Below are 15,384 nucleotides of genomic sequence, written 5' to 3' on the forward strand. Positions count from 1 at the left end.
CGCACCCGGTTATTCCAGCTTTTCCTTGACCTGCGCGAGCAGCGCGCGGGCTTCGTCGCGGCGACCGGCATCGGCGACTTCACGACCCGCGCGGTCGGGCGCGGCGAGTGCCTTTTCCAGCGCCGCGCGCGCTTCCCCGTAGCGTTTCTGACGCAGCAGGAAATCACCGTGGAAGTAGTTCGGGTCGATGCCGTTCGGGTTCAGCGCTAGCGCCTGCTTGAACAGCGCCTCGGCCTTGTCCTCGTCACCGAAACCGATCGGCCAGCCGGGCACCTGGTAGTAGAGGCTGGCCAGACTGGTATAGGCCGAGCCGTCGAGTGCCTGCGCGTCGAGCTCGATGGCTTTTTCCAGTGCGGCCTTGGCCTGCTTGACCAGGCCCAGCGCGCCGAGCCCGCCCTTGGCGCCGGCCCAGGTGCTGAGCACGATGCCGTGCCAGATATGCAGCTCGGCGGCCTGCGGTTCGCCGACCACCGCGCTTTCGGCCTCCGAGGCGAGCCGGGCGAAGGCCGCTTCGCGCTGCGCCGCCGGCAGCTGGTAGTTGATTTCCGCCCAGCGCGCCTGGATTTGGCGCAGCGACGATTCGCCGGCCGGGCTGAGGGCGAAGGAGGGTTGGCTAGCCAGGGCCAGCATCAGTGCGCAAAGGCCGAGCAGGCGCTTCATGGGTGTTCTCCGGTTGAGTTGGATTGGTGGGCGGGTGGCAGCGGCTGTTCAGCACGGGCGAAGCGTTTGATCACCGGCAACTGTTTGCGCAGGGCCTGGTCGACCAGCCGTGGCAGCAGGCCGTTGAGGCGCACGAAGAGTTTTTCCGGCCAGCCGAGGTAAAGCTCTTCGCGCTCCGTGGCGATGGCATGGACGATCTGTCGGGCGACTTCTTGCGGATCGTCCATCTCCACCTTCAGCGCGTCGTTCATCGCCACCACGTCGGCACTGTTCATCGCCGTGCGGGTGGCGCGTGGCGCGATGTAGAGCACCTTGACGTGACTGTCGGCCAGCTCGCGGCGCAGCGCCTCGGAAAAACCGCGCAGGGCGAACTTGCTGGCGCAGTAGGCGGCGAAACCCGGGTAGCCGATGGAGCCGAAGGTTGAACCGAGATTGACCAGCAGCGCCTGCGGTTGCTGGCGCAGCAGCGGCAGCAGCAGGTGGGTCAACTGCAGCGTGGCGGTGACGTTGACGCCGATCAGCCGGGCGATGGCGTCCTCGTCCTGCTGTTCGAGCAGGCTGAACTGGTTGATTCCGGCGGCGTTGATCACGCAGTTGAGGCCGCCGAAACGCCGCGCCGCATCGAGCACCGTATGCCGGCCGCTGCGCTGGGCGAGGTCGGCGCAGACTAGGCTGACCTGCCCCGGATAGCGGCGCGCCAGCGCTTCCAACGCCAGGCTGTCGCGGCCGACCAGCAGCAGCCGGGCGCCGCCGGCGCAGAGCCGCTCGACCAGCACCTGGCCGATGCCGCCGCTGGCGCCGGTCAGCAGGATGCGCGCGTCACGCAGTTGCATGGTCGTGCTCCGGCGCGCTCAGGCTGCGGAAGATGTCGCCGTAGAGGCGGTAGACGACGCGCGCGGTGTGCACCACGGCGGCCTTGTCGTCCTCGTCGTCGAGGCGGTTCATCAGCCTCTTGAAGAATTCGATGTGCTCCAGGTCCAGGCTGCCATGCGAGGTCAGGTAGCTGAACGCCTTGGCCGGCAGCTGAAGTTTGTCCTGCAGCACGCCGGCGGCCTGGGTCGCCAGCGCGATGCTGGTGCCTTCCAGCACGTTGACCATGCCGAAGAAACTCGCCGGATTGTGCCGCGCGATGCGGTCGTAAACGTAGGCGACCATCAGCTCAGTGGGCAGTGCCGGCTGGCCATGGCGCACCGCCTCGGCATCGCCGCCACAGGCGCGGATGTCGTTGAGGATCCATTCCTGATGGCCGATTTCTTCCTCGATGTATTCGGCGATCGCCTCGCGCAGCCACTCCAGGCGCTCCGGCAGGCGTGCGCCGCAGGCCATCAACAGCGGCACGGTGTGCTTGACGTGGTGGTAGGCCTGAGTCAGGAAGGCGATGTACTGCGCGCGGGTCGCGGTGCCGGCGAGCGCGGCGTGGATGATCGGCGCGCCAAGCAGGTATTCGCGCTCGGCATTGGTCTGGTGTTGCAGCTGGTCGAAGAAATCCATGATGAGCCTCGAAAGTCAGGACAGAAGGGCGTTGATCGCCGATTGGTAATGGTTGAAGAGGGCGTTGCGACGCAGCCGGCCGTTGGCGGTGGCCAGGCCGTTGCCGGCGGTGAAGGGCTCGGCGGCGCGCAGCCAGTGGTGCACGCGGGCGTAGTCCGGCAAGTCGGCGTTGACCCGCTCGACCGCCGCCTGCAGCTCGGCATCGCTCAGCTCGGGGCGGCGAGGTACGAGCACGGCGACGTTCTGCGCCAGTGCTTCGCCATGCAGCCAGGCCTGAGCGATGGCTGCCTGCTGTACCAGTTCTGCCTCCACCCACTCGGGATTGACGTTGCGTCCGTAGGCGGTGACGAACTGATGCTTCTTGCGTCCGTGCAGGACCAGGAAACTGTCCTCGAAATGGCCGAGATCGCCAGTCGCCAACCACTCGCCAGCGAGCGCCGGCTCGCCGAGATAGCCGAGCATGTGCGGGCCGCGCACCAGTACCTCGCCATCGTCGGCCAAGCGCAGCTCGACATGTGGCAGCGGCCGGCCGACCGTGCCGATGCGCCGCGCCTCGGGTGTGTTCAGGCAGACCACCGAGGCGCATTCGGACAAGCCGTAGCCCTCGAACACCGGCAGCCCGAGGCGTTCGGCGCGCTCCAGCAGTTGCGGCGCCACGCGACCGCCACCCACCGCGATAAAGCGCAGCGATGCGGGTAATGGCACGCCTTGCTCAGCGGCGCTGACCAGCGCCAGCAGCAGCTGAGGCAACAGGATCAGGCTGTGCGGCTGGCTCGCGTTCAGCGTGGCGAGCAGGCGCGGCAGCTCGAAGCCCGCCGCGCCGCTGAAGCCGATCTCGGCCAGCGGCCGCAGTTCGACCCGCGCGCCCGCCAGCAGCGGCGCATAGAGCCCGGCGATGTTTTCCAGCAGCGTCGCCAGCGGCAGCACGCACAGGTGCTGTCGCACGTCGCACGGCAGGCTGGCCTGCCGCAGGCTCTCGGCCACCGCCAGCTGCGCTTCGGCATCCAGGCAGACGCCCTTGGGCTGGCCAGTGGTGCCGGAGGTATAGGTGATCTTCAGGGTGCCGTCGGGCACCGGCGTGACGGAATCCGGCTGGCGCAGTAGCAGGCCGCCGACGCTCTGACGAAAGCCGCAGCGCTCGCTGAAAGGGCTGACGGCGCCGATCAGACAGTCGGTGCCGGCGTGCTGCAGCACGTGCTCCTGCTGCGCCGCGGAAAAGAATGCCGGCAGCGGCACGCAGACCAGCCCGGCGCGCAGCAGGGCCAGGTCCCACAGCGCCCACTCCAGACCGTTATCCAGCGCCAAGGCGACGCGCTGCACGCCGAGCTGTTGCAGATGGCTGGCGCGCGCGGCCACCTCATGGCGCAGTTCGGCGTAGCTCAGTTGGCGCGGCCCTTCGCTCAGCGCGATGCCGGCGTGCTGGTCGAGTGTCGTCCAGAAGCGTTCAGCTGCAGGCTGCATGGGGCGCCTCCGTGGTGTCGAACAGCGGCTGATAGCCGAGCCGCGCATAGAGGCCGAGCTGCAGCAGGCGCTGGTGGCCGGGCAGGATCTCGCCAGCCATCAGCTGCGGCCGGCAGGCGTAGTAGCTGCCCCAGTCGGCCAGCTCCTCGCCCATGCGCGCCGGATCGGCCAGGCCCAGCGGCAGCGGATCGAGCGCCAGGCGCTGGAAGCTGTTAAGCAGTGCCGGCGTGCCGGTGAACACCACCCAGCGAAAGCCCTGAGCGACCAGCAGATCGGTCAGCGCGACGATCAGCAGGCGCGCCGAGGCATTGCCGAAGGCGGCGAGGTTGCCGACCTCGACGATCTCCTCGCGCGGCACCGTACGCCCATGGCGCTGGCTCACGGCCTGCTCGATGGGCTCGTCCAGATAGCGTTCGAGAAACAGCGGCCGGCGCCGGGCGCTGCGCAGGCCAACCGCGCCCTGCACCTCGCCATTGTCGCCATGCAGGCCGAGCAGGCAGGGCATGAAGTGCCGCACCTGCGCCTGATAGTGCTCGGCGAAACGCTGGCGGATGAAGTCTTCCAGTGCTGCGCGCCGCTCGCCTGCATCGGCCTGCGCCAGTTGCAGGCAGAGCGAAGGCTCGCGGCCAATGCGTGCCAGTACATCGGTGTGATCGACCCAGGGCAGTTCCATCGGGGAACCTCGGTAAGAAGCCTGGGCCGGATTGTTGGGGCGCAAACTTAAGGCAGTCTTAAGCCGCGCAGGGCTAAATGCGGGGCTGGCGAGGCGACGTTTTTTTCACATCGTCTCGGCTATGTTCTGCGCCGCGCGCAGGCGTAATAAGCAGCGTCTGCCGTTCCGAAACTTCTAGCGAGTACCCCAGCGATGCGCATCCTGGTCATCGAAGATAACCGTGACATTCTCGCCAACGTGCTGGACTACCTCGAGCTCAAGGGCTACGTGGTCGACTGCGCGCAGGATGGCCTCAGCGGCCTGCACCTGGCCGCCACCCAGGACTACGACCTGATCGTGCTGGACCTGATGCTGCCGGGCATCGACGGGCTGCAGGTGTGCAAGCGCCTGCGCGACGATGCCGGGCGCGATACGCCGATCATCATGCTCACCGCCCGCGATGCCCTGCCTGACCGTATCAAGGGGCTGCAGGCCGGTGCCGACGACTATCTGATCAAGCCCTTCGCGCTGTCCGAGCTGGTTGCCCGTATCGAGGCGATCCTGCGTCGCTGCCAGGGATCGCGTCGCCGGCAGCTGCAGGTGGCCGATCTCTGCTACGACCTGGACACCCTGGAAGCCAGTCGTGGTGGCCAGCCGATTCGCCTCAACCCCATCGGCCACAAGCTGCTGGCGATCCTCATGCAGCGCAGCCCGGCGGTGGTGCGCCGCGAAGCGCTGGAAGATGCCGTCTGGGGTGATCACGTGCCGGACAGCGATGCGTTGCGCAGCCATATCCACCAGTTGCGCCAGGTGCTCGACAAGCCGTTCGCCAAGCCGTTGCTGCATACCGTGCACGGCCTTGGCTTCCGCCTGGCGGAGGACTGCGATGCTCGCTAAGCAGCCGCTGGCGCGGCGGATCGTCATCGCCTTCACGCTGATGACGCTGGTGGTGAGCGGTGCGTTCGCCCTCGGCATCGTCGGCGTGGTGCACTTCATCGAAGAGCAGCTGGTCACCGAGGAGCTGAGTCGCGACCTGGACATCGTGCTCAACGAGGACCTGCCAAACGGACGGACACCGCAGCTGGACACCAGCACCCACTTCTTCGCCTCGCATCTGCCCGAGCACCCGATGCCAAAGGCGTTTGCCGGGCTCGGCGAGGGGTTCACCGAGCTGGTTCGCGGGGACGATGCCTACTACGTCTATGTGCGCAAGGTCGGCGCTGAACGCTACGTGCTGGTGCAGGAGCAGCACGAGTTCGAGGCCCGCGAGGATGCGCTGTTCAACGTCGTGCTGGCCGGCTTTCTGCTCAGCGTGCTCGGCGCCTGGGCGCTGGGGCGGCTGATGGCCAACCGGGTGTTGGCACCGGTCAGCCGCCTGGCCAACCAGGTGCGCCACCGCGACCAGCTGCATCCGCTGGCGCCGCCGCTGGCCTTGCAGTATCCCGATGACGAGGTCGGTCATCTGGCTGCGGCGTTCGACAGCACCCTCGGCCAGCTGCGCCAGACCCTGGAGCGTGAGCGGCTGTTCACCGCCGATGTCAGCCATGAACTGCGCACGCCGCTGATGGTGGTGCTCGGCGCCTGCGAGCTGCTCGAGCAGCAGGCCGAGCTGTCGCCAGCCGCACAGCGACCGCTGGCGCGCATCCAGCGCGCCGCGCGGGAAATGCACGAGCTGGTGGAAACCTTCCTGATGCTGGCGCGGGCGCGTCCGCAACAGACGTCCTTGGCCGGCGACGCCAGCTTGCGGAGCGTGGCGACCGAGCAGAGCGAGCGCTGGGCACCGTTGCTGGCGGAGAAGGGCCTGGCCTTCGAGCTGCTGGAGGAGGGCGAGGACCGCGGCGTCTACAACCACACCCTGCTCGGCACGGTGATGTCCAACCTGCTGCGCAACGCACTGCATTACACCGACCGCGGCACGGTGCGGCTGGTCCTCGACGAAGGTGGCTTTCGCGTCGAGGACAGCGGCGTGGGCATTCCCCTGGCGGAGCAGGAGCGCATGTTCCAGCCGTTCGTGCGGGGTGCCGAGGGGCGCGGCGAAGGGCTGGGGCTGGGGTTGTCGCTGGTCAAGCGGATCTGCGCGCACCAGGGCTGGCAGGTAGGTGTGGTGCCGCGGCAACCGCAGGGCAGCTGCTTTCAGGTGCGCTTTCATGACGGCGCTGTTTGACGTTTTTTTCACATCCCGTTGACGGGCCCTTGATGTCTGCTTGGTTAGTTTGGCGTTCCGTTTCCAACCGGAATGCCCGCCATGACGACATCGAGCCCTATCGAACTGGAGTTCTCGCGCAAGTACGATCGCCAGCACGCCTACGAATACCTGCACAAGCATCAGGATGGCCTGGCCCGGCGGCTGTCGCACTGGCGTGACGAGCAGATGGCGCGCCGCGCACTGAAGATCGCCGGCGATCCTGATCTGGTGCTGGACTTGCCGTGCGGCGCCGGGCGCTTCTGGCCGCTGCTGGCCGAGCACCCGAGCCGGATGATCTTTGCTGCCGACAACTCGGCCGACATGCTGGCGATCGCCGAGGCCGCGCAGTCGCGGGAAATCCTTTATCGGGTCGAGAGCTTCCAGACCTCCGCCTTCGCCATCGACATGGGTGACAACGCGGTAGACAACATCTTCTGCATGCGCCTGCTGCACCACATCGCCGACCCGGCGCACCGGCTGGCGATGCTGCGTGAGTTTCACCGCGTCACCCGTGACACGCTGATCGTCTCGCTGTGGGTCGATGGCAACTACAAGGCCTGGAAGCGCAAGCGCCTGGAGCGTCGCCGGCCGGCAAAGGACAACCAGAACCGCTTCGTCGTCGCGCGCTCGGTGATCGAGAAGGAATTCGCCGAGGCCGGCTTCGACATCCTCGACCGTAATGACTTTCTCCCGGGCTACGCGATGTGGCGGGTCTACGTGCTGCGCAAGCGGGGCTGAACATGAGCCGACCACTCGTACTGCCGGCCCGCGAAGCGCGTACCAGCACCTTCCAGCGCTGGTGGAACACCCAGGGCGAATGGGTCGAGGAGCCCAACCAGCGCCGCGCCGGCGAAAGCGGTGTGCAACGGATACGGCTGCGCGATCCGCAGCAGTCGCTGCTGTACTGCAAACGGCAGATCGGTCACCTGTATCGCTCGCTGCTGCATCCGTTCGGCCGGCCCACGGTGCTGCGCGAACTGCGGGCACTGCAGGCCTTCGCCCGGCTCGGAGTGCGGGTGCCGGAACTGGTCTACTGCGGCACGCGGCAGCAGGCCGGGCAGTGGCAGGCACTGCTGGTGACGGCGGAGCTGGAAGGCTTCGTCAGCCTGGAGGACTGGTATCAACAGGACTTGGGGGAGCGCTTCGGTCCGACGGTACAGGAGCGCATGCTGGCGGCGGTCGGGATCACCCTGGCGCGCATTCATCAGGCCCGCTGGCAGCATGGCTGCTGCTATCCCAAGCACATCTTCCTCAGGGTTCAGGGCGAAGGTGACGCGGCCCGGGTCGAGGTCGCCCTGCTCGATCTGGAAAAGAGCCGTCGCCGCCTGCGGCGCAGCGCCGCGGCACGGCATGACCTGCGCCAGCTCAAGCGTCATCGCCAGGCCATGCCGGAACAGGACTGGCAACGATTGCTGGCCGCCCACCGCACCTTCAGCGAGTTGCGCTGCGATGTCATCTGAGCCGACCTGCGCGGCTACCGATGCCGTGGCCAGCGTTGACGTGCCGGTTGGTGGTGCGGCCCTGAAAGGGCGCAGCGGTCTGACGCGGCTCTGGTATGCCGCCGGCTACTCCGCCGCCGGCCTCAAGGCCGCCTATCGGGGCGAGGCGGCGTTTCGCCAGTTGGTGCTGCTGAACCTGCTGCTGATTCCGCTGGCCTTCCTGCTCGACGTCAGCCGCGTCGAGCGCGCCGTGCTGATTGCCGTGGTGTTTCTCGGCCTGATCGTCGAACTGCTCAACTCGGCCATCGAGGCGACGGTCGACCGCATCTCTTTCGAACTGCATCCGCTCGCCAAACAGGCCAAGGACATGGGCAGCGCCGCGCAATTGCTGGCGCTGTGCCTGATCGGTCTGGTCTGGGCGGTGATTCTCATCCCCTGAAGGACGTACCATGCTTTCCTCTTTGCGACGCTCTGCTCGAGAGCGCCCGGCGTCCGGCTTCAATGGCCTGGCCGCCCACCTGCGCTTCACGTTCGCCTGTGCGCTGGCCCTGCTGGCGCTGTTCGCGCTGTTGCGGCTGGGCTTGCTGCTGTTCAACCGCGAGCTGATCGGCAGTACACCGCTGGCCAGCTTCGTCGAGGCGTTCGGCAACGGCCTGCGCTTCGACCTGCGGCTGACGGTGTACATCCTGCTGCCACTGCTGCTCGGGGTGCTGAGCATGCGAGTGATGGCCGCCCGGGGCCTGCTGCGGCTGTGGTTGAGTGTGTGTGCCAGCCTGACGATCCTGCTCGGGCTGATCGAGCTGAACTTCTATCGCGAGTTTCACCAGCGCCTCAATAGCCTGGTGTTCCAGTACCTGCAGGAAGACCCGGCCACCGTGCTGAGCATGCTCTGGCATGGCTTCCCGGTACTGCAACTGCTGGCGAGCTGGGGTGTGGCGAGCGCGGCGATGTACGCGCTGTTCGGCTGGCTGGAGCGGCTGACCCGTGGCGCGCCGGCTGTGCGCGAGGCCGGCGCACGCCGCCGTGGCTCGACCTGGTATACCCGCACGGCGGTGTTCACGCTGCTGGTGCTGGTCAGTGTGGTGGCCGCGCGCGGCACGCTGCGCCAGGGACCGCCGCTGCGCTGGGGCGATGCCTTTACCACCGAGTCGATGTTCGCCAATCACCTCGGCCTGAACGCGACACTCTCGCTGTATGACGCCGCGAAGCACCGCTTCTCCAGTCATCGCGACAACAGTTGGAAGGCGACGCTGCCGGCCGAGCAGGCGCAGGCGATCACCCGCGAGCTGCTACTGACCGGCAACGACCGGCTGGTGGATGCCGAGCTGGCGCCGGTGCGCCGTGACTTCCAGCCGCCGGCGGACGGCCAGCTGGCGGTGCGCAACGTGGTGGTGATCCTCATGGAGAGCTTCGCCGGCCGCTATGTCGGCGCGCTTGGCAGTGCCGACGGCATCACGCCGAACTTCGACCGCCTGGTCGGCGAGGGGCTGTTGTTCGAGCGTTTCTTCGCCAACGGCACCCACACCCACCAGGGCATGTTCGCCAGCATGGCCTGCTTTCCCAACCTGCCCGGCTTCGAGTACCTGATGCAGACGCCAGAAGGCGGCCATCGCTTCTCCGGACTGCCGCAGCTGCTCGGTGCGCGGGCGTTCGACGACGTCTACGTCTACAACGGCGATTTCGCCTGGGACAACCAGGCGGGGTTCTTCGGCAACCAGGGCATGAAGCGCTTCGTTGGCCGCAACGACTATGTGAATCCGGTGGTTTCCGACCCGACCTGGGGTGTTTCCGACCAGGACATGTTCACCCGCGCCGCCGAGGAGCTGGGCAAGCTGGATAACGGCGCGCCGTTCTATGCGCTGCTGCAGACGCTGTCCAACCACACGCCGTATGCGCTACCCGAGCAGTTGCCGGTCGCTGCTGTCGAGGGGCATGGCGCGCTGGACCAGCATCTGACGGCGATGCGTTATTCGGACTGGGCGCTGGGGCAGTTCTTCGACAAGGTGCGTAACCAGCCCTGGTTCAAGCAGACCTTGTTCGTCGTGGTCGGCGACCACGGGTTCGGCGCGCCGGAGGAAGTCACCGAGATGGATCTGCTGCGCTTCCACGTGCCGCTGCTGCTGATCGCCCCGGGCGTCACCGAGCGTTTCGGCAGCCGTCGCGAGGTGGTCGGTACGCAGGTGGACGTGGTGCCGACCATCATGGGCCGCCTCGGTGGCGAGGTGCGTCATCAATGCTGGGGCCGCGATTTGCTCAGCCTGCCGGCGGACGATCCGGGTTTCGGCATCGTCAAGCCGTCGGGCAGCGACCAGACCGTGGCGCTGATCCGCGGTGATCGGGTGCTGGTACAGCCCAAGGAGCAGCCGGCGCGGCTGTATCGCTATCGCCTGGGCGGTGAACCGGCTGGCGAGCGGATCGCCGCTGCCGAGGATCAGCCGCAGCTGCTGCGCCAGCTGCACGCCTACCTGCAGACCGCCACCGCCAGCCTGCTGGCCAACACCAGCGGAGATCGCAGCGGCGAGGGCGAGTCGGAAGCGGTGGCCGCCGAGGTGCCGCTCGCGGTGAAAGCGGCCCCGCCGGCACGGCCGGACAAGGGTTGAGCGCGGCGGTCGATCAGTGTTCCAGCGGCTTGAAGCTGTCGTCGGCGAAGTAAGTGGCGTAGTCGCCCAGCGCGCCGACCACCGTCACCGCGCCGTCGCGCTGACCGGCCGGGGCGCCGCTCATGGCGTCGGCACCGGCGATTAGCTGGGCGATGATCAGGTGCAGCTGCGCGTCGGCCTCGGCGCTCAGCTTGCAGTTCTCCACCATGTAGGCGACCTGGCCGCGCACCGTCTCGGCCAGTTCGCCGTAGCGGGCGGCGGGCAGACGGTCTTCGTGGATCGCCGGCAGCGCCTGGCGCATATCGTTGTTGATGGTGCCCATTGCCTGGCGCAGCGGCGCGTCGGTGGCCCAGCGCTTGCCGGCATCGAGTTGCAGCGCCGGCGCGCCTTCGCCGTGGCCGTGGTCATGGCTGGTGGCGGCGAGGCTGGTGCCGGCGTGGCCGAGGGTGCCGGCGAGGATGATGGCGAGGGCGAGAGCGTGGGGTTTGCGGATCATCGATAGAACTCCATTGAGCGAGCCGGCGAAGTGCGGCTCCTGATGTTCTAACGCAGGCGCGACGGTTTTGTTCCATCGCGCCGTGCAATCCGTCATTTGCGGTGCAATTGCTCGATGCTGTCGGCGCCGAACGACTGCTGCGTGAGCACCTGGGCGAGCCGCGCGCGCTGCTGCGGTTCGAGGATCTCGCGCTCCTGCAGCAGCTGGTCGATGAGTAGGCGCTGCTGTTCGTTCTGCAGTTCGGCGATCTTCGCCTGCTCGGCGTCGATTACCGCGCGGTCTACCTGTTCAGCGAAGATCGCCTCGATCAGCCGGTTGCGGTGTTCGCCGAGGCTGGCGTTGGAGGCGCGCAGGTAGGCCAGGAACGGCGCCTCGGCATCGTGCCAGCGCTGCAGCTGGCTGGCGCTCAGTTGCAGCTCGCGCGACAGCTCGGTCGGTGCGCCAGAGGGCATCGGCAGGCCATCGCGACTGAGTTTCTGCCAGCCGAGGCCAGCGAGCACGCCGACGTTGACCAGCACGGACAGGACCAGGGCGTTGCGCAGGGTGGTGTTGCTCATTTCAGGTTTACCTTCAGGTAGCAGAATTCGGGGCGCGCGCAGAGCGCGCCAGGTGGGGTGCTGCCGAGGACGGCGAGCAGGTCGTGGCGGGGTGAGCTGCCCGGCGGCTGGCCGGGCAGGGCATAGCCGAGCAGCAGGCCGAGCAGGACCGACGCCGCGGCGCCGATACCCTGCGCCCAGTGCCGGGCCCACCAGCTGCGCACGGGCGGCGGCGCGAAGGGCCGCTGCAGACGCGCCTGCAACTCGGCCGGCAACTCCGGGCAGGCCAGCGCACGCAAGCCCTGGCCGAGCCCGTCGAGTTCGGCCAGGGTGGCGCGACACTGCGGACAAACCGCCAGGTGGGCGGCGGCGTGGCGCTGTGCGGCGGTGTCGAGTTCGTTGTCGAGGTAGGCGGACAGGATCGCCATGTCCAGATGCTCAGTCATCGAGGGTGCCTCCGTTGGCCTGGCGATAGCCGTGCAGCAGCGCCTCGCGGGCGCGTGCCAGGCGCGACTTGACGGTGCCGGCGGCGAGCTGCAGCGTGGCGGCCAGTTCGTCGTAGGCCAGCCCCTCCACCTCGCGCAGCAGCAGGATCTCGCGCTGTTCGTGGGGCAGGCGGGCTAGCAAGCGTTCCAGCAATGCCAGATCGCGCCCGGTCTGCAGCCGGCTCAGCGGCGATGGCGCCGGATCGACCGGCTCGGCCAGTTCCTCCGGCGCCACGTCGACGTGGCGTTGCCGCTGGCGCAGCGCATCCAGCGCGGCATTGCGTGCGATCTGCAGCAACCAGGTCTGCAAGCGTGCTTCCGGGCGCCACCTGGGCAGCGCCTGGAAGGCGCGGATGAACGTTTCCTGAGTCAGGTCCGCGGCCTCGTCGGCGCTGCCGAGCAGGCGACGGAGGAAGTGGAAGACCCGCGCCTGATGGACGCGCACCAGCGTGCCGAACGCCTGGCGATCACCACGCGCGGCCTGCTGGATGAGGTCCTGTTCGCTGTCGTTCATTAAGCGCTCGTCTGGGCTGACCGCGCAGGGCGCCGCTAAAACCTGCTGCGTTGCCAACGCCTCAGTTTTTGCAGTGCCCATGCGCTGCCGTCCGGGTTGCCGCAGGGATATAACGCAACGGTTGGCAAAATGTTCCGGCTATTTTTGTCTCAGCGCGGAATCTTCACCCGGTCCTCGTCGAAGTCGCCTTTTTCTGCGTCGCGATGGCAGGCCACGCAGTTGAAGCGGCCGCCGACCGACTCGCGGGCGAACTTGGCTTCGCTGACCTCGTCGTGTTTGTGCTCGAACCAGCGCGTCTGGCTGATGCGTGGCGGCTCGCCGGCGGTGGGTGACGGCTCCACCGGCAGGCGGTTGACGGCCGAGGCGCGGACCAGGAAGTCGAGGATTTCCTTTTCCTGCACCGGGTCCAGCGACGCGTTGCTGCCGTAGTGATCGCCCAGGGTGCGCATCTGCTCGCGCCAGGCATCTGCAGGCATCAGGCCAGGAGAATAGAGCATGTGGCAGGCCGCGCATTCTTCCTTCCACACCAGCGGTGCATCGCTCGGTACCGACAGGCGCTTGGGCCGCTTGTAGCCCTTGCGCTCGTGATGGTCGTCGTCATCGGCGAAGCTGAGGCCGGCCAATACCAGGGTCAGGCCCAGCCCGGCGACGGCAGCGAGGGGTGCAATCTTCATGGCGGGCTCCTTACTTGATGCTGTCGATCCAGCTGATGAAGTCACCCTTTTCCTGCGCGGTGCATTCACGGGCGTAGACGTCGTCGCAGTTGCGGCGGAACCATTTCTCGACCTTCTTCAGGTCGGTGAAGCGCTCGGGGTTGGCTGCCGGCGCCAGCGGATCGACCTTGCGGTGCGCCGGCGTCTTGCCGGGCTGACGCGGGTCGGCGGTGTGGCAGGTGGTGCAGCTCATGGTCTTGCCGTTGCGCTGCTCCTCGGCGAAGTACAGTGCCTTGCCGCGCTCGGCGGAGAAACTGGTGAAGTTCGGATTCTCCTGACGCGCCTGTGCGGCGTAGCCGGCCAGCAGTGGGTGTTCGGTTTTGGCCAGGGCCGGCAGGCTCAGGCAGCAGGACAGGAGGATGATCCAGCGGGCTTTCATGGTGCGCTCTCCGGTTGGGAATGAGCGCAGCCTAGGCGCGCTACCTTACGCCAAGCTGAAGCGCAGCGGTCGGTGCCGTTCAGTTTCGTTTCAGCTCGCAGGAATACAAAGGCGGCATCCATTCAAAGAGGATCGCCGTCGTGGCTGCTTTCAATCGTTTCCGTCTGTTCCACTGGCTGCTGGCCGGTTTCTTTCTTGGCGCCTACCTCAGCGGTGACGACGCCGAGACGCTGCATATCTGGTTGGGCTATGGCCTGGTGGCGCTGTTGATGTGGCGCCTGCTGATCGTGCCGCTGCGCCTGCGCGGCTTCCCGCAGTTGCTGCCGCCGAAGGGCCAGCGGAGCAAGCCGGGCCTGTCGAGCGTCGGCAAGTGGCTGACGGTCGGCGCGCTGGGCAGTTTCGCCATTGCCAGCGTGGTCGGTCTGGGCATGGTAGACAACGGTGATGTGCTGGCCGCCCTGCCGGGCGTGGGGCCGGATGTCTTCGGCGCCGCCAGCGACATCGAATTCGTCGGCTGGATGGGCGACGCCGAAGAGGTGCACGAGTTCTTCGCCAACCTGGGGCTGTGGCTGATCGGCCTGCATGTCGGCTATGTGCTGCTGTTCCGCCGCAAGGCGGTATGGCCGATGCTGCGTGGCGTACCGAAGTCGGGACCGGCTTCGACTGCACCTTCGACCTCGGCGCCGGTAGCGACTTCACTCGCGTCGTCGCCGTCGCCGTCGCCGTCGCCGGTCGAGGGGGAATTCACCCGCCTGCGCATCGCCTCACGCCAGGCTGAAACCGCCGACAGCTGTTCGTTCACCCTGCAGGTGCCGGCCGCCAAGCGCGCACGCTTTACCACGCAGCCGGGGCAGTTCCTCACACTCAAGGTGCCCGGTGCCGAGCCGGCGCTGCTGCGCTGCTACTCGCTGTCGCAGCGGCCGCAGGCGGATGGCGCGCTGCGCATCACTATCAAGCGGGTGCCCGGCGGGCGCGCGTCGAACTGGCTGCTGGACAATCTGCAGGCGGGCGACTGCATCGAGGCGCTGCCGCCGTCCGGGGTGTTCGTGCCGCGCAGCCTGGAGGGCGATCTGCTGCTGCTCGGTGCCGGCAGCGGCATCACGCCGTTGATGGCGATCCTGCAGGCGGCGCTGGTCGAGGGCAGCGGGCGGGTGTTCCTGTTCTACGCCAGCCGCGATGCCGCCTCGCTGATCTTTGCCGAGGAGCTGGCCGAGTGGTCTGCGCGTTACCCCGAGCGTCTGCAACTGCGCATCTGGCTCGATGCCGAGCAGGGTGTGCCGAATGCTGCGGCCATCGCCGCGAAGCTGGCCGGTTGGCCGCTTGCCGAGGCCTTTGTCTGCGGCCCGCAGCCGTTCATGGATGGCGCCAGCGTGGCGCTGGGCGAGCTGGGGGTGGTGGCGGCGCGCATCCATCTGGAGCGTTTTGGGGCGGCGCCGCGTGGCGAGGCGGGCCGTGAGACGGGCGGTCGCCGCAGTCGCCTGCGGGTCGCGCTCGACGGTCGCCGTCACGAACTGGACGTACCGCGTGGCGAGGTGCTGCTGGAGGCGATGGAACAGGCCGGCCTGCAACCGCCGAGCGCCTGCCGCTCGGGTGTCTGCGCCGCCTGCAAATGCCGGGTGGTGGAGGGCAGCGTGAGCATGCGCAGCAACCAGGTGCTGAGCGAAAGCGAGGTGCGCCAGGGCTGGGCGCTGGCCTGCCAGGCCGAACCGCGCAGCGCCGAGCTGCAGGTTGAATATTGATATGCGTACGGAGCTAAACGCTTCGCCCCGAGGG

18 protein-coding genes are annotated in these 15,384 nt (G+C 67.6%); 7 read left to right on the forward strand and 11 right to left on the reverse strand.

Annotated features, from left to right (window positions below):
* Nucleotides 1-9: 9 nt before the first annotated feature.
* From CXK91_RS04205 to CXK91_RS04225, 5 genes are read right to left on the reverse strand one after another with little or no spacing between them, the layout of a single operon-like run.
* Nucleotides 10-660 carry a tetratricopeptide repeat protein gene (locus CXK91_RS04205; protein ID WP_103455107.1) on the reverse strand — a complete coding sequence of 217 codons (651 nt, stop codon included), beginning with the start codon at nt 658-660 and terminating at the stop codon, nt 10-12.
* Nucleotides 657-1,493 carry an SDR family oxidoreductase gene (locus tag CXK91_RS04210; RefSeq protein ID WP_103455108.1) on the reverse strand — a complete coding sequence of 279 codons (837 nt, stop codon included), beginning with the start codon at nt 1,491-1,493 and terminating at the stop codon, nt 657-659. The genes CXK91_RS04205 and CXK91_RS04210 overlap by 4 nt, the downstream gene beginning before the upstream one ends.
* Nucleotides 1,480-2,151, reverse strand: coding sequence for a TenA family transcriptional regulator (locus CXK91_RS04215; protein ID WP_014821500.1), 672 nt, complete (start codon nt 2,149-2,151; stop codon nt 1,480-1,482). Before CXK91_RS04215 ends, CXK91_RS04210 begins: the two co-directional genes overlap by 14 nt.
* A gap of 15 nt (nt 2,152-2,166) precedes the next feature.
* Nucleotides 2,167-3,612 (reverse strand): AMP-binding protein, encoded by a 1,446-nt coding sequence (locus CXK91_RS04220; protein ID WP_103455109.1) that lies wholly within the window; start codon nt 3,610-3,612, stop codon nt 2,167-2,169.
* Nucleotides 3,596-4,285, reverse strand: a complete 690-nt coding sequence (locus CXK91_RS04225; protein WP_103455110.1) for a thermostable hemolysin — start codon at nt 4,283-4,285, stop codon at nt 3,596-3,598. The genes CXK91_RS04220 and CXK91_RS04225 overlap by 17 nt, the downstream gene beginning before the upstream one ends.
* A 192-nt stretch (nt 4,286-4,477) precedes the next feature.
* On the opposite strand from CXK91_RS04225, the gene CXK91_RS04230 reads away from it, so the two are divergent.
* The 6 genes from CXK91_RS04230 (at nt 4,478) to CXK91_RS04255 (ending at nt 10,488) form a co-directional block, all read left to right on the forward strand.
* On the forward strand, nt 4,478-5,161 hold the full coding sequence (locus CXK91_RS04230; RefSeq protein ID WP_003302056.1) for a response regulator transcription factor: 684 nt from the start codon (nt 4,478-4,480) through the stop codon (nt 5,159-5,161).
* A complete protein-coding gene (locus CXK91_RS04235) occupies nt 5,151-6,428 on the forward strand; it encodes a sensor histidine kinase (RefSeq protein WP_103455111.1) in 1,278 nt (425 codons plus the stop codon). The genes CXK91_RS04230 and CXK91_RS04235 overlap by 11 nt, the downstream gene beginning before the upstream one ends.
* A gap of 81 nt (nt 6,429-6,509) precedes the next feature.
* Nucleotides 6,510-7,187, forward strand: coding sequence for a class I SAM-dependent methyltransferase (locus CXK91_RS04240; protein WP_103455112.1), 678 nt, complete (start codon nt 6,510-6,512; stop codon nt 7,185-7,187).
* A 2-nt stretch (nt 7,188-7,189) separates the two neighbouring features.
* The gene (locus tag CXK91_RS04245) at nt 7,190-7,909 is read left to right on the forward strand and encodes a lipopolysaccharide kinase InaA family protein (RefSeq protein WP_103455113.1); all 720 of its coding nucleotides are present in this window, start codon (nt 7,190-7,192) and stop codon (nt 7,907-7,909) included.
* A complete protein-coding gene (locus tag CXK91_RS04250) occupies nt 7,899-8,327 on the forward strand; it encodes a diacylglycerol kinase (protein WP_256055734.1) in 429 nt (142 codons plus the stop codon). Before CXK91_RS04245 ends, CXK91_RS04250 begins: the two co-directional genes overlap by 11 nt.
* A 10-nt stretch (nt 8,328-8,337) precedes the next feature.
* Complete coding sequence (locus tag CXK91_RS04255) at nt 8,338-10,488, forward strand: LTA synthase family protein (RefSeq protein ID WP_103455114.1); 2,151 nt, start codon at nt 8,338-8,340, stop codon at nt 10,486-10,488.
* A 13-nt stretch (nt 10,489-10,501) separates the two neighbouring features.
* Here the strand turns inward: CXK91_RS04255 and CXK91_RS04260 are convergent, their stop codons facing one another.
* The 6 genes from CXK91_RS04260 to CXK91_RS04285 form a co-directional block, all read right to left on the reverse strand.
* On the reverse strand, nt 10,502-10,984 hold the full coding sequence (locus tag CXK91_RS04260; protein ID WP_034064863.1) for a hypothetical protein: 483 nt from the start codon (nt 10,982-10,984) through the stop codon (nt 10,502-10,504).
* Nucleotides 10,985-11,076: 92 nt separating this feature from the next.
* The gene (locus CXK91_RS04265) at nt 11,077-11,541 is read right to left on the reverse strand and encodes a periplasmic heavy metal sensor (RefSeq protein WP_064481056.1); all 465 of its coding nucleotides are present in this window, start codon (nt 11,539-11,541) and stop codon (nt 11,077-11,079) included.
* The gene (locus CXK91_RS04270) at nt 11,538-11,966 is read right to left on the reverse strand and encodes an anti-sigma factor family protein (RefSeq protein ID WP_103455115.1); all 429 of its coding nucleotides are present in this window, start codon (nt 11,964-11,966) and stop codon (nt 11,538-11,540) included. Before CXK91_RS04270 ends, CXK91_RS04265 begins: the two co-directional genes overlap by 4 nt.
* Nucleotides 11,959-12,519, reverse strand: coding sequence for an RNA polymerase sigma factor (locus CXK91_RS04275; RefSeq protein ID WP_103455116.1), 561 nt, complete (start codon nt 12,517-12,519; stop codon nt 11,959-11,961). The genes CXK91_RS04270 and CXK91_RS04275 overlap by 8 nt, the downstream gene beginning before the upstream one ends.
* 149 nt (nt 12,520-12,668) lie before the next feature.
* A complete protein-coding gene (locus tag CXK91_RS04280; protein WP_103455117.1) occupies nt 12,669-13,193 on the reverse strand; it encodes a diheme cytochrome c in 525 nt (174 codons plus the stop codon).
* 10 nt (nt 13,194-13,203) lie between these two features.
* Entirely contained in the window at nt 13,204-13,611 is a 408-nt protein-coding gene (locus tag CXK91_RS04285) for a DUF1924 domain-containing protein (protein ID WP_103455118.1), read from the reverse strand.
* A gap of 140 nt (nt 13,612-13,751) precedes the next feature.
* On the opposite strand from CXK91_RS04285, the gene CXK91_RS04290 reads away from it, so the two are divergent.
* Nucleotides 13,752-15,350, forward strand: a complete 1,599-nt coding sequence (locus CXK91_RS04290; protein WP_103455119.1) for a 2Fe-2S iron-sulfur cluster-binding protein — start codon at nt 13,752-13,754, stop codon at nt 15,348-15,350.
* The last annotated feature ends 34 nt before the right edge of the window (nt 15,351-15,384 follow it).

Source organism: Stutzerimonas stutzeri, from assembly GCF_002909485.1.
GTDB classification, from domain to species: domain Bacteria; phylum Pseudomonadota; class Gammaproteobacteria; order Pseudomonadales; family Pseudomonadaceae; genus Stutzerimonas; species Stutzerimonas stutzeri_AH.